This window comes from Variovorax robiniae (assembly GCF_037889955.1).
GTDB classification, from domain to species: Bacteria; Pseudomonadota; Gammaproteobacteria; order Burkholderiales; family Burkholderiaceae_C; genus Variovorax; species Variovorax robiniae.
Window position 1 is genome coordinate 1 of the sequence record NZ_JBBKZS010000017.1, and the last position, 13,005, is coordinate 13,005.

The window sequence follows — 13,005 nt, forward strand, 5'->3', positions numbered from 1 at the left end:
AGCACCGTTGCGATTGCAGCGGTCAGCGTGGTCTTGCCGTGGTCGACGTGACCGATCGTGCCGACGTTGACGTGCGGCTTGGTGCGGGTGAACTTGCCTTTTGCCATTTTTCAATCCTTGAAAGAGCATTCCCGTGGTTTGGTTTTATGTCTGCATCCGATTGCTGGTTCGCCCCGCACGGGAACAGGGCGGCACCGGATCGCAGACAAGTCGGGCAGCGCCTGGCGCCGCCCCACATTCTTGGAATTACTTCGCGCGTGCGGCCACGATGGCTTCGGCGACGTTGCGCGGAGCTTCAGCGTAGTGCTTGAACTCCATCGTGTACGTGGCACGGCCTTGCGACATCGAGCGCAGGGTGGTCGAGTAGCCGAACATTTCCGACAGGGGCACTTCGGCCTTGATGGCCTTGCCGCCGCCGACCATGTCGTCCATGCCCTGCACCATGCCGCGACGGCTGGACAGGTCGCCCATCACGTTGCCGGCGTAGTCTTCAGGCGTTTCCACTTCCACGGCCATCATCGGCTCGAGGATGACCGGGCTGGCCTTCTTGCAACCTTCCTTGAAGCCGAAGATGGCAGCCATCTTGAACGCCATTTCGTTCGAGTCCACGTCGTGGTACGAACCGAAGTGCAGCGTGACCTTGACGTCCACCACCGGATAGCCGGCGAGCACGCCCTGGCCCAACGCTTCGATGACGCCCTTTTCCACCGCAGGGATGTATTCGCGAGGAACCACACCGCCCTTGATGGCGTCGACGAACTCGAAGCCCTTGCCGGCTTCCTGCGGCTCGACCTTGAGCACGACGTGGCCGTACTGGCCCTTGCCGCCCGACTGGCGAACGAACTTGCCTTCGGCTTCTTCGACGGTCTTGCGGATGGTTTCGCGGTAGGCCACTTGCGGCTTGCCCACGTTGGCTTCCACGCCGAATTCGCGCTTCATGCGGTCCACGATGATTTCGAGGTGGAGCTCGCCCATGCCCGAAATGATGGTCTGGCCCGATTCTTCGTCGGTCTTGACGCGGAACGAAGGATCTTCCTGCGCGAGGCGCTGCAAGGCGATGCCCATCTTTTCCTGGTCGGCCTTGGTCTTGGGCTCAACAGCCTGCGAGATCACCGATTCCGGGAACACCATGCGCTCGAGCGTGACGATCGAATCCGGATCGCACAGGGTTTCGCCCGTGGTCACTTCCTTCAGGCCGACGCAAGCAGCGATGTCGCCGGCGCGGATTTCGCTGACTTCTTCGCGGTTGTTCGCGTGCATCTGCACGATACGGCCGATGCGTTCCTTCTTGCCGCGCACCGGGTTGTAGACGCTGTCGCCCTTCTTCAGCACGCCGGAATAGACGCGCACAAAGGTCAGCTGGCCCACGAACGGGTCGGTCATCAGCTTGAATGCGAGGGCCGAGAACTTCTCGTTGTCGTCGGCCTGGCGCGTCACCGGGTGCTCGTCGTCATCGGTGCCGGCGACCGGCGGAATGTCGGTCGGCGCGGGCATGTATTCGATGACGGCGTCGAGCATGGCCTGCACGCCCTTGTTCTTGAAGGCCGAGCCGCAGAGCATCGGCTGGATTTCGCCAGCGATCGTGCGGGTGCGGATGGCGAGCTTGATCTCTTCTTCCGAAAGCTTTTCGCCTTCGAGATACTTGTTCATCAGCTCTTCGCTGGATTCAGCGGCGGCTTCCACGAGCTTCTCGTGGTATTCGTTGCAGACGTCGACGAGGTCGGCCGGGATCTCACCGTAGGTGAAGGTCACACCCTTGTCTTCGTCCCAGATGATGGCCTTCATCTTCACGAGGTCGACGATGCCCTGGAACTTGTCTTCGGCGCCGATCGGGATCTGGATCACGACGGGGTTGGCCTTCAGGCGGTCGATCATCATCTGGCGAACGCGCAGGAAGTTCGCGCCGGTACGGTCCATCTTGTTGACGAACGCGAGGCGGGGCACCTTGTACTTGTTGGCCTGGCGCCAGACGGTTTCCGACTGGGGCTGCACGCCGCCGACGGCGTCATACACCATCACGGCGCCGTCGAGCACGCGCATCGAGCGCTCGACTTCAATGGTGAAGTCCACGTGGCCGGGGGTGTCGATGATGTTGATGCGGTGTTCCTGGAAATTCTGGGCCATGCCCTTCCAGAAGCAGGTGGTGGCAGCCGAGGTGATCGTGATGCCACGCTCTTGCTCTTGCTCCATCCAGTCCATCGTGGCGGCGCCGTCGTGCACTTCACCGATCTTGTGGTTCACACCGGTGTAGAACAGGATGCGCTCGGTCGTCGTGGTCTTGCCAGCGTCGATGTGCGCCGAGATACCGATATTGCGGTAGCGCTCGATGGGGGTATTGCGTGCCATGAGAATTACTCCGTTAACGGCGGAAAGCCCGCCCACCACATGGCAGGTCGGGCCTCAAGCCTGGTCTGATTGAAAGGACGGTGCTTAGAAGCGGAAGTGGCTGAAAGCCTTGTTGGCTTCTGCCATGCGGTGCACTTCGTCACGCTTCTTCATCGCGCCGCCACGGCCTTCCGTGGCTTCCATCAGTTCGTTGGCCAAACGCAGGGCCATCGACTTTTCACCGCGCTTGCGAGCAGCTTCCTTGATCCAGCGCATCGACAGGGCGAGGCGACGGACCGGGCGCACTTCGACGGGCACCTGGTAGTTCGCGCCGCCGACGCGGCGCGACTTCACTTCGACCATGGGCTTCACATTGTTGATGGCCATGGTGAAAGCTTCGACCGGGTCCTTGCCCGGGTTCTTCTTTTCGATCTGTTCCAGGGCACCGTAGATGATGCGTTCTGCAACAGCCTTCTTGCCGCCTTCCATGATCACGTTCATGAATTTGGACAGCTCGACATTGCCGAACTTCGGGTCCGGCAGGATTTCACGTTTGGGGACTTCGCGACGACGTGGCATTTTTTTAACCTCTTTGCTTCAGTTGGCACCGTTTCCGGCACCGCGAGAGCTGACAAGAAACTCTCACTTACTCGACCCAACCCTGGGTCACTACGTTCGATGCACCCGCCAAGGTACGCCGAACACCGCTGAATGAGAACGACAGAAGGACGAATCCCTCGGGAAACAGAAAGCCGATCAGGCCTTCTTCGGACGCTTCGCGCCGTACTTGGAACGCGACTGCTTGCGGTCTTTCACGCCTTGCAAGTCGAGCGAACCGCGCACGATGTGGTAGCGAACACCGGGCAAGTCCTTGACACGACCGCCGCGAACCAGCACGACGCTGTGTTCCTGCAGGTTGTGGCCTTCGCCGCCGATGTAGGAGATGACTTCGAAGCCATTGGTCAGACGGACCTTGGCAACCTTGCGAAGCGCCGAGTTGGGCTTCTTAGGCGTCGTGGTGTAGACGCGGGTGCAGACACCGCGACGTTGCGGCGAGTTCTGCATGGCAGGGCTCTTGGAGTTGACTTTCTCAACTTCGCGGCCCTGACGCACCAATTGATTGATGGTTGGCATGAATGAATAGTCCAAAAATTCTGCAGCTTGAACTTCCGGCGTGACACGGGAACTGCAGATGACGAAAACGTGAAACCCTTCGGAATTTTCCGAAAAGCCCACGATTATAGCAGGCGCGCCCTACTTGATCCAGAGGCGCATGGCATCCCAGGCGCGGCCCATGACGCCGGCCTGCTGGACGCCCTCGAGCGCGACGAGCGGAACGTCCGTCACCGGCTGGTCGCCCAGCGTGACCTTGAGCGAGCCGATGGCCTGGTTCCTGGCGAACGGCGCCACCAGCGGATCGGGGCGCGCGATCTGCGTCTTGATCTTGCTGGCCGAGCCCGAGGGCACGGCCACCACAATCGGCTCGACGCGGCCGATCTTGATCGTGTTCTGCTTGCCCTTCCAGATCGCCGGCGTGGCGACAGGCTGGCCGCCATCGAACAGCCGGACCGCGTCGTAGGCTGTGTAACCCCAGTTAAGCAGCTTTTGCGATTCGTTGGCACGGGCGTTTTCGCTGGATGCACCGAGGAGAATGCTCACCAGCCGGCGACCGCCGGCGAGGTTCGGGAAATCGCGCCTGGCGGTGGCGATCATGCAGAAGCCGGCAGCCTCGGTGTAGCCGGTCTTCAGGCCGTCGACAGTCGGGTCGCGGAACAGCAGCAGGTTGCGATTGGTGTCGTTGGTCGATGGCGTGCCGGGGTAGCGATACTTCTTGATCGCGTAATACTTGACCTCGTCCGGATAGTCGCGCAGCAGGCGCGTCGCGAGGATGCCCAGGTCGCGGGCGGTGGTCGTGTGGCCGGGCGCGGTGAGGCCTTCGGGGTTTTTGAAGGTGGTGTTCTTCATGCCGAGGGCCTTGGCCTGCTCGTTCATGAGTTCGACGAAATGCTCGACGGTGCCGCCCACGCCTTCGGCCAGCGCAATGGTCGCGTCGTTGCCCGACTGCACGATCAGGCCCTTGATCAGGTCTTCCACGGGCACCTGCATCTTGGGGTCGATGAACATGCGCGAGCCGGGCATCTTCCAGGCGCGCTGGCTGACCGGCAGGGTCTGCGTCAGGGTGATCTTCTTCGCCCGCAGAGCGTCGAAGACGACGTAAGCGGTCATGAGTTTGGTCAGCGATGCGGGTTCGACCGGGGTGTCGATGTCCTTTTGCGCGAGGATCTGGTTGGCCGTGACGTCCAGCAGCAGGTAGCTGCGCGCCGCGACGTCCGGCGGCGCCGGGACCTGGGCGAATGCCGACATGCAAAACGGCAGGACGAAAGCAAGCAGAAGCGCACGCAGCGCTTTCGGAAAACGAATCATGGAAGGCGGGGGAACGAAAGGGAAACTAGCCCGCGCGCAGGTGGCGGGCGACGAGATTCTTGAGCAGCGGCAATTGTCCGTGAAAGAAATGACCGCCCCCGGGGACGACTGTCACAGGAAGTGACTGCGGGCGTGACCAATCCATCACTGCGGCGAGGGAAACCGTGTCGTCCTGCTCGCCGTGGACCACCAGCACGCGCTCGTGCGAGTCGGCTGGCAAGGGCGGCGGGGGCACCCGCTCCACGCTCGGGCCGACCAGCGCGATGCGCTGGACATCGCGGGCGCCCCACAACGATTGCAAGGCATTGATCGCGACGAAGGCGCCGAAGGAGAAGCCGGCGATGGCCAATGGCCCGTCCGCGGCGACCTGCTGCACCACCGCCAGCATGTCCTCGGCCTCGCCGCGCCCCTCGTCGTGCACGCCTTCGCTGGCCGCGACGCCGCGAAAGTTGAAGCGCACCGCGGTCCAACCGGCGCCGATGAAGGCCCGCGCCAGCGTCTGCACCACCTTGTTGTCCATGGTGCCACCGAACAGCGGATGCGGATGCGCGATGACGGCCACGCCTTGCGACACGGTTCCGGCGACGGGCGCATCGCGCAGTGCCTCGATGACGCCTGCGGCGCCGTGCAAGGAGAGCTTCTCGGTCCGCGGGTTCACGCTCAGCGCCCCACGCTGGGCGGCAGCAGCAGGCGCTCGACGACCTGGCCGTTCTTCAGGTGCGAGTCGACGATCTCGTCGATGTCTTCCATGTCGACGAAGCTGTACCAGACCGCTTCCGGATAGACCACGGCCACGGGTCCGCCCGCGCAGCGATCGAGACAGCCCGCCTTGTTCACGCGAACCTGCCCCTGGCCTGCGAGCCCTTCCTTCTTGACGCGCATCTTGCAATGGTCGAAGCCGGCCTGCGCGTTGTGCTGAGAGCAGGAGTCTTCGCCGTTCTTGCGCTCGTTCAGGCAGAAGAAGATGTGGCGGGCGTAGTAGCCGCTCGGTGCGGGGGGCGAAGACGTGGACATTGGGGGATTCTAGGAGCCTCCGATCAAGTTCCACGCGAGGACGCGCGCCTCTGCGCGGGATGGGATGCAAGGCGCAAACCACAGCCATGGCCGAAGCCATGGCGAGGATTTGCAACGCCGCAGACCGCCCGGGCAGAGGATGCGCGGTCCGCGGGGGACTTGATCGGAGGCTCCCTAGGATTGCCCGCCGCGGCGCGAGAGCGCCAGCACCACGTAGCCCAGCGTGGCGAAGGGCCAGAGCCAGCCCACCCACTGCGCAAGGCCATTGAAACGGATGAAGCGGCCCTGCTCCCAAGTCGCCAGCGTCTGGGCGAAGTAGGCGCTCTCGGGTGCCTGGTTGAGCAGGCTCAGGTGCACGACCAGTGCCAGGATCAGCAGCACCCCGCAGACGCGGCGCGGCGCCCAGAGCAAAGGCACGCCCAGCACCACGGCCGCCACGATGCCCACTTGAACCGGCAAGCTGAGCCAGGACCAGGCATGCGGCGGCCCGTAGCTCAAGGCCGCCGACAGCGCGCTGGCGGCAATGCCGGCAAGCAAGGTCATCGACAACAAAAGCGCGCGGCGCGCCACGGCACGCACCACGAAGAAGCCCAGCAGGCAGGGCACCAGCGCCCCCAGCATCACGCAAAGCAGTTCGACGCCCGGCACCAGCGGCTCCAGTTCGAACTGGCGCACCGGCATCCAGTCGATGAAGGGCGTATCCATCAGCAGTTCGGAGATGCTGGCCTCGAGGCGCTCGAACACCTGGCCCAGCCCGAAGGTCACCGCCGCCGGGAACAGCAGCGCGATCGGCCACAGCGCAATCAGCACCAGGGCACCGCGCGGCTCCTCGACAAACCACTTCGAGCGGGCGGTATGCCAGTGCGCGATCACGCCCAGTCGCTCCAGCCCGGCCGCCAGCACCGCGCCGATCAGGGCGCCGGCTGAATTGAGGCTGAGGTCCACGTTGGAGGGCACGCGGTCAGGCAGGTAGCTTTGCAGCGTCTCCATGGCGAAGGAGATCGCCACGCCGGCAAGCGTCGCCCGCAGGATGGCGCCGGGCACGGCCAATGCCGCGTTCGTGCGCAGCACGGTCAGGCCGGCGAGAAAGCCGAAGGGGATGTAGCCCACGACGTTGACCGCGAGATCGAAACCGGTCCAGTACTTCGGCCACGGCGCGGCCAGGTAGGCCCATGGCGCGATGCCCTGGTCGCGCCAGTCGGCGAACGGATAAAGGCTGGCGTAGACGATCAGCGCCGCATAAGCCAGCGCAAGCGGGAGTGCGGTTGTCTTGTGCGCGGCCACCGGATCAGAAGGGACGCACGACCACCAGCAGGACGATGGCCAGCAGCAGCAGCACCGGCGCCTCGTTGAACCAGCGGTACCAGCGGTGACTGCGCCGGTTCTCGCCCGCCTCGAAGCGCCGCAGCAGCACGCCGCAGCCGTGGTGGTAGCCGATGACCACCAGCACCAGGGCCAGCTTGGCATGCAGCCAGCCGTTGCCGGGCCCGCGTCCGACGCCGAAGCCCAGCCAGAGCCACAGCCCGAGGGCCAGCGCGGGAATCGCCAGGATGGTGGTGAAACGCATCAATTTGCGGCCCATCAGCAGGAGGCGCGCCCGTTCGGCGATCGACTCGGGCGGCACCATGGCCAGGTTCACGAAGATGCGCGGGAGGTAGAAGAGGCCGGCAAACCAGCTTGCGACGAAAACGATGTGCAGTGACTTGACGACGTTGAACCAGAGCATCCGAAGAAGTTTAGTGGGCGCACGCTCCGGCGCGAGCGGGCAAAAAAAAGCCCGGCGTCAAAACGCCGGGCCAGGAAGCCCTTTTGCTGTCACACATCAAGGCACCCGCTCAGGGAGGAAAAGCGGGGGACGACAAGTCGCCCAAGACAGAATTTAACAAAGCCACCTGATCCTTTCAAGCTACTGGTAACTATTTTTTGACGTTTGTGGTGGATTGGATACAACCATTGTTTTCGTTTAGGCGAGTTCCTCGGACGAACGGTCGTGCGGAAACAACAACTCGCTGGAGACACTGTCGAGGCGAAGCGATTCCGTGAGCTCGACACAATCCCCACGGGCCGGTTCAGCGGCGACGCTTCAGGCACAATTTTCGGCATGACCCCCCTCGCCCCCTTCCCCGCCGGCCGGCCGCGCAGGCTGCGCCGCGACGCCTTTTCACGCAACTTGGTGCGCGAACATGCCGTGACCGCCCATGACCTGATCTATCCCGTGTTCGTGCAGGAGGGCCAGAAGAAGCGCGACGCGGTGGCTTCGATGCCGGGCGTCGACCGTTTGAGCCTGGATCTGCTGCTGCCGGTGGCTGAGGAATGCGTGGCGCTCGGCATTCCGGTGATGGCCCTGTTCCCGGTGATCGACAGCAGCCTCAAGACGCCCGCGGGCGACGAGGCCTTCAATCCGGACGGCCTGATCCCCCGCGTGGTCGCCGCGCTCAAAGCGCGCTTCCCGGAACTGGGCGTGATGACCGACGTGGCGCTCGACCCCTACACCAGCCATGGCCAGGACGGCCTGCTGGACGACACCGGCTACATTCTCAACGACGAAACCGTTGAAGTACTGACGAAGCAGGCGCTCACTCAAGCCGAGGCAGGCGTGGACATCGTGGCGCCCAGCGACATGATGGACGGCCGCATCGGCGCGATCCGCGACATGCTGGAAACCGACGGGATGATCCACACCCGCATCATGGCCTACAGCGCCAAGTACGCCAGCGCCTTCTACGGCCCGTTCCGCGACGCGGTCGGCTCAGCCGCCAACCTTGGCAAGAGCAACAAGAAGGTCTACCAGATGGACCCGGGCAATACCGACGAGGCGCTGCGCGAAGTGGCCATGGACATTGCCGAAGGCGCTGACATGGTGATGGTCAAGCCCGGCATGCCGTACCTGGACATCGTGCGCCGCGTGAAGGAGGAGTTCCGCGTGCCGACCTTCGCCTACCAGGTGAGCGGCGAATACGCGATGCTGAAGGCCGCCGCGCAGAACGGCTGGCTCGACCATGACGCGGTGATGCTGGAAAGCCTGCTCGCCTTCAAGCGCGCCGGCGCGGATGGCGTGCTGACCTACTTTGCGCTTGACGCGGCCCGCTTGCTACAAAAACAATAGCAATCTTCGCCCGTTCCGTGGGCGCAAAAGCCGGCTTCGACTGGCGGAAATCCTCGACCGATGCGCAGCTTCGAGATCAATGGCACCCGGGTGCTCGAGCATGATTCCCTGGCACCGCTGGCCCTGCCGGGCGCCTGCGGCGTCGGCAGCTATCTCTGGATTTCGCTGACGCGAGAGGAATTCCGGGCCCAGCTCGACACGGTGCAGGACATCCTGCAACGCCTTTGCGGCACGCAACTCGTCGACCTGCACGTGCTGGACCTGCTCAACGAGCAATTGCCCTCGCACTACGACTACACCTCAATCTACGACGTGCTGGTGATCCGGCGCCTGGCGACGAATGCGGGGAGCGCGGGCGCGGCGCCACAGGCGCCGACATCTTCCGCCACACCTGAGGGATCGGCCTTGCTCAGGCGAATCGACACCCGTCCGGTCGGCTTTGCCGTGTTCGACCGGGTCCTCTTGTCGGTGCATCCGGAAGACGGCGCGGTGCGCGACGCGTACGCGGCCAAGCTGCTGGCCGCCGGCACGCCGGGCGCGGTGGCAGCGCCCCCGCCCGACGGACGGCCCACCAGCAAGCGCCTGCCAACCGGCCCGGCCGACCTGATGCTCCGGCTGGTCAACCAGATCGTCGACGGGTATCTGGAACTGCGGCGCGAGATGACCCGCCAGATCGACCACTGGCAGGCGGAACTGATCGACGTCAGGAGCCGCTTCTCCAACTGGGGCGCGCTGATGCAGGCGCGCCAGTCCCTGCATCGGCTCGACGAGATCTGCGAGGACCAGCGAAGCGCCGTGCAGGACTGGATCGACGCGCTGGAGACGCTGCCCACGCCTGACGACCCGGCCGAGCGCCGCGAGCGTGAACTGGTGATGATCCGCAGCCGCGACGTGCACGAGCACATCGAGCGCGTGTTGCACCACGTGCGCCGTCTGGAGCAGAACGCGGAAACCGCGGTGCAGATGCATTTCAGCGTGCAGAGTCACCGCACCAACGACATCATGCGCGTGCTGACCGTACTCACGGCCGTGTTCCTGCCGCTGAACCTGATCGCCGGCATCTTCGGGATGAACTTCGAGTTCGTTCCACTGGTGCACAAGGCGGATGGGTTCTGGATCGCGATGGGGGCGATGGGGGTGACCGCCGTGGTGCTGGTGCTTGTGTTCTGGCGAAAGAAATATCTGGCCCGAACAGCTCGTTAGGGTTTGCAGATCGCGCGCAACGAAAAAGGCCGGGCGGTGCTTGCGCACCTGCCCGGCCTTCTTGATCCGCAACGCGACGGTTTACATCCGCGTCGAATTCCGGCGAACCAGCTCGGCGCGGACGTCGACCGGGTTGCCCAAGGTCGAAACCAGCTTGCTGTTGACGCGTGAACTTGGGTTCACGTTCTGGTCCGGGGCGGCCGCGGTGCGGACGGCTTCGGCTTTCACCACGCTGCGAGCAACCGACACCTGAACCGTTTCCGGGCCGCGCGAACCGCGCGTCACGTTCTGGTCCGGCGCGGTGGCCGTGCGAATGGCTTCGCTTTGCACGTCCGCACGGTTGAGGCCGGACACCGGCGCTTGAACGCCTTCGTACGTCTCCGCCTGGACGCCCGTCGCGGCGATGAGTCCGACGAGGGCCAATGCGGCGGCGGCGAGGAGGTTCGAGGCTTTCATGGGTGGTCTCAGCTCAGGTGGTGTGGGCAGCGTGGGAGCGGATTTACAGAGCGGCTTGGCGCTGTTCGGCCGGGCGACGGACCTTGTTGTATTGCGCAGGAACGGTGTCGCGGTAGAAGGCGCGGCGGTCCAGGCTGGCGAACGGGTCGTGCGCCTTGGCGACGGCTTCTGCGCGGACGACGCTGCGGTCGACGCTGCCATTGGTGGCGGCGACCACGCTGTCGTTGGCGCCTTCGGCGTAGGGGTTGGCCGAGTGGGCGGCGACGGTCGCTTCAGCGGCGACTTCGGCACGCGAGCGCTGGTTCGTCAACGGCTGCACGCCTTCGTAGGTTTCAGCCTGGGCGCCGGCGGCGGCGAAGAGGGCGATGGCGGCGGCTGCGATGATGTTCGAGGTCTTCATGATGATGATTCCTTGGGTTGGACTGGACTTACAGATGGGACTTCAACGATGCCGTGCGCATGGCAACGGGCATCATGTGCAGCGCGCGCGCTGCGGCATACGTTTCTGCTTGCGCGCGGGTGACAGTCAGCAGGGCCCTGAAAACGTCGATGAACTTGGCGGTCATTTCTTGTTCCTTCATTTCGGCGGATTTGCAGTAGTGCGTCCCCGTGCATCGAATTTTGGACGCGTTATCTAGGTAAAAACCCTCGAAAATCGAATCACCGCGTTCACGAACTGGAAACAATGGACAGCCTCGACCTCATCAAGACCTTCAGGGAAGTGGCGGCCTGCGGCAGCTTTTCCAAAGCCGCGACCAAGCTCGAAATGTCCAAGGCCACGGTCAGCAAGTACGTCGCCGAGCTGGAGACGCGCTTCGGCGTGCGCCTGCTGAATCGGTCCACGCGCTCGGTCAGCCTCACCGATGCCGGCGCCCTGCTGCTGGATCGCAGCAAGCCGGTACTGGAAATGGTGGAGTCGACCCAGGCCGAGATGCAGGGGCTGGCAGAGCAGCCACGCGGGCGCCTGCGCATCTCCGCCACCCACGGCATGGGCCAGGGCAACCTGCCGGGGATGCTGGCGCAGTTCATGGGCCACTACCCCGACGTGCACATCAGCCTTCAATTGACGAACCGTACTGTCGACATGGCCGAGGAAGGCATCGACCTGGCCCTGCGCTTCGGGCCGATCACGGACGACAACCTGATCGTGCGGCGGCTGCTGCTGATGGACCTGGTGGTCTGCGCGTCACCGCGCTACTGGAAGAAGCATGGCAAGCCGGAGCATCCGTCGGAGCTCGCGCACCACGATGCGCTGACCAACTTCAACCAGGGCCAGCATCCGCAATGGGTCTTCGTGGTCGATGGCAAGCCGGTCCGCGTCAACGTGAAGAGCCGGATGGATGCCACCGAGGGCGCGCCGCTGATCGAGGTGGCACTGCACGGCTTCGGCGTGCTGTACCTGCCGGCGCTGCTGGTGCAGTCGCACATCGACAAGGGGGAACTGGAACCCGTGCTGCAGCCCTATGTGCGCAGCGACATGTGGCTGTCGGCGGCGTACCTGCAACGGCGCCACAACAGCGCCGCGCTGAGGGCGCTGCTGGACTTCCTGGAGACGCGCATCAAGGGGCCGTCAAAGATCGTGCGGCCGAAGAAAGTCTGACCGGCTACTGCAACCCGAACAACCCCGCCGCGTTGCCCCACGCGATGCGTTGCGCCACCGCGGGCGGCAGGTCGCCGAGCCAGCCGCGGTAGCCCTGCATCAGCTCGTCGTAGGCGCTCCAGCGCTGGTTGACCCAGGTGTCGGAGCCGACCATGAAACGGCCGGGGTGCTGCAGGATCAGCTCTTTCCACTCAGGGCACAGCTTGCCGTCGGCGCAGGTCAGGCCGGGGCGGTAGGACAGTTCGCCCATCAGCAGCGGGTAGCGTTCCAGCAGCGCCCGCACGCGCGCCACCGGCGGGCCGCCGATGCCGGTGTGGGCCCAGATGATGCGCAACTGCTGGCCGCCGGACGGGGCGTTGGCCATCAGCAGGTCGATCGCCGTGTCATCGACGTGGGCCAGCACGGCGAGCTTTTTCTGCTCGGCCAGGACAATCAGCTTTTTCGCGACGGGGCCATTGGCGTTGGCGCTTTCATAGAGGTGGAACTCGCCGAGGCCACGGTACGGGCCGCTCGCGGTGCCGCGTGCCAGTTCGGTCTGCACCATCTCGTAGATCGACTCGTCGCGGAACCAGTTGCTGTAGTCGTCCCGGTTGCGATAGAGCCGCACGAAGGGCACGACGGTGACGCCGGCCTCGCGCGTCTCCCGCGCCGCCGCGAGCGTCTGCGTGCCGGCGTTGGGGCGCGAATTGGCGATGATGGCCTTCACACCGTTGCGCTGCATGCGTGCCAACGCCTCGGTCGGCGGGTACGGGCCGGTGTTGCCGTCCCACGCTTCCTGGTTGTAGTGCAGGTGGGTGTCGAACAGCGGGCCGGCGTAGTCGGCGGCCTGCGCGGCGAGCGCGCCGGCCGCGAGCAGTGCAAAAGCCAGTGCGCGCAC

General features: G+C 64.5%; 16 protein-coding genes. 3 read left to right on the forward strand and 13 right to left on the reverse strand.

Annotated elements, in window-relative coordinates; translation table 11 throughout:
• From WKW79_RS27920 to WKW79_RS27960, 9 genes are all read right to left on the reverse strand, one after another.
• Positions 1 to 107: GTP-binding protein (locus tag WKW79_RS27920; protein WP_295178652.1), on the reverse strand; the 107-nt coding region annotated here is incomplete at its 3' end.
• Between the two features lie 139 nt (positions 108 to 246).
• Entirely contained in the window at positions 247 to 2,346 is a 2,100-nt protein-coding gene (fusA, locus tag WKW79_RS27925) for an elongation factor G (RefSeq protein ID WP_340338491.1), read from the reverse strand.
• Between the two features lie 84 nt (positions 2,347 to 2,430).
• Entirely contained in the window at positions 2,431 to 2,904 is a 474-nt protein-coding gene (gene rpsG / locus WKW79_RS27930; RefSeq protein ID WP_114968651.1) for a 30S ribosomal protein S7, read from the reverse strand.
• A 177-nt stretch (positions 2,905 to 3,081) separates the two neighbouring features.
• Positions 3,082 to 3,459, reverse strand: coding sequence for a 30S ribosomal protein S12 (rpsL, locus tag WKW79_RS27935; RefSeq protein ID WP_213954645.1), 378 nt, complete (start codon positions 3,457 to 3,459; stop codon positions 3,082 to 3,084).
• 120 nt (positions 3,460 to 3,579) lie between these two features.
• On the reverse strand, positions 3,580 to 4,749 hold the full coding sequence (locus tag WKW79_RS27940; RefSeq protein ID WP_340338492.1) for a D-alanyl-D-alanine carboxypeptidase family protein: 1,170 nt from the start codon (positions 4,747 to 4,749) through the stop codon (positions 3,580 to 3,582).
• A gap of 25 nt (positions 4,750 to 4,774) precedes the next feature.
• Entirely contained in the window at positions 4,775 to 5,407 is a 633-nt protein-coding gene (locus WKW79_RS27945) for an alpha/beta hydrolase (RefSeq protein WP_340338493.1), read from the reverse strand.
• A 2-nt stretch (positions 5,408 to 5,409) separates the two neighbouring features.
• Positions 5,410 to 5,763, reverse strand: a complete 354-nt coding sequence (locus WKW79_RS27950; protein WP_340338494.1) for a (2Fe-2S) ferredoxin domain-containing protein — start codon at positions 5,761 to 5,763, stop codon at positions 5,410 to 5,412.
• Positions 5,764 to 5,937: 174 nt separating this feature from the next.
• Positions 5,938 to 7,047, reverse strand: a complete 1,110-nt coding sequence (locus WKW79_RS27955) for a VanZ family protein (protein ID WP_340338495.1) — start codon at positions 7,045 to 7,047, stop codon at positions 5,938 to 5,940.
• A 4-nt stretch (positions 7,048 to 7,051) separates the two neighbouring features.
• Complete coding sequence (locus tag WKW79_RS27960; protein WP_340338496.1) at positions 7,052 to 7,489, reverse strand: CopD family protein; 438 nt, start codon at positions 7,487 to 7,489, stop codon at positions 7,052 to 7,054.
• A gap of 375 nt (positions 7,490 to 7,864) precedes the next feature.
• Here WKW79_RS27960 and hemB point away from each other — a divergent pair, with 375 nt between their 5' ends.
• Both hemB and WKW79_RS27970 read left to right on the forward strand, forming a co-directional pair.
• The gene (gene hemB / locus WKW79_RS27965) at positions 7,865 to 8,869 is read left to right on the forward strand and encodes a porphobilinogen synthase (protein ID WP_340338497.1); all 1,005 of its coding nucleotides are present in this window, start codon (positions 7,865 to 7,867) and stop codon (positions 8,867 to 8,869) included.
• Between the two features lie 60 nt (positions 8,870 to 8,929).
• Positions 8,930 to 10,072 carry a magnesium transporter CorA family protein gene (locus WKW79_RS27970; RefSeq protein ID WP_340338498.1) on the forward strand — a complete coding sequence of 381 codons (1,143 nt, stop codon included), beginning with the start codon at positions 8,930 to 8,932 and terminating at the stop codon, positions 10,070 to 10,072.
• A gap of 81 nt (positions 10,073 to 10,153) precedes the next feature.
• Here WKW79_RS27970 and WKW79_RS27975 read toward each other — a convergent pair whose 3' ends face one another.
• Genes WKW79_RS27975 through WKW79_RS27985 form a run of 3 tightly spaced genes read right to left on the reverse strand, consistent with a single transcriptional unit; the run spans position 10,154 to position 11,094 of the window.
• Positions 10,154 to 10,528: a DUF4148 domain-containing protein gene (locus tag WKW79_RS27975; RefSeq protein WP_340338499.1), complete on the reverse strand. Its 375-nt coding sequence runs from the start codon at positions 10,526 to 10,528 to the stop codon at positions 10,154 to 10,156.
• Between the two features lie 43 nt (positions 10,529 to 10,571).
• Positions 10,572 to 10,928 (reverse strand): alpha/beta hydrolase, encoded by a 357-nt coding sequence (locus tag WKW79_RS27980; RefSeq protein ID WP_340338500.1) that lies wholly within the window; start codon positions 10,926 to 10,928, stop codon positions 10,572 to 10,574.
• Between the two features lie 28 nt (positions 10,929 to 10,956).
• A complete protein-coding gene (locus WKW79_RS27985; RefSeq protein WP_340338501.1) occupies positions 10,957 to 11,094 on the reverse strand; it encodes a hypothetical protein in 138 nt (45 codons plus the stop codon).
• 119 nt (positions 11,095 to 11,213) lie between these two features.
• On the opposite strand from WKW79_RS27985, the gene WKW79_RS27990 reads away from it, so the two are divergent.
• On the forward strand, positions 11,214 to 12,128 hold the full coding sequence (locus WKW79_RS27990) for a LysR family transcriptional regulator (RefSeq protein ID WP_340338502.1): 915 nt from the start codon (positions 11,214 to 11,216) through the stop codon (positions 12,126 to 12,128).
• Between the two features lie 4 nt (positions 12,129 to 12,132).
• Here the strand turns inward: WKW79_RS27990 and WKW79_RS27995 are convergent, their stop codons facing one another.
• A complete protein-coding gene (locus WKW79_RS27995; protein ID WP_340338503.1) occupies positions 12,133 to 13,005 on the reverse strand; it encodes an amidohydrolase family protein in 873 nt (290 codons plus the stop codon).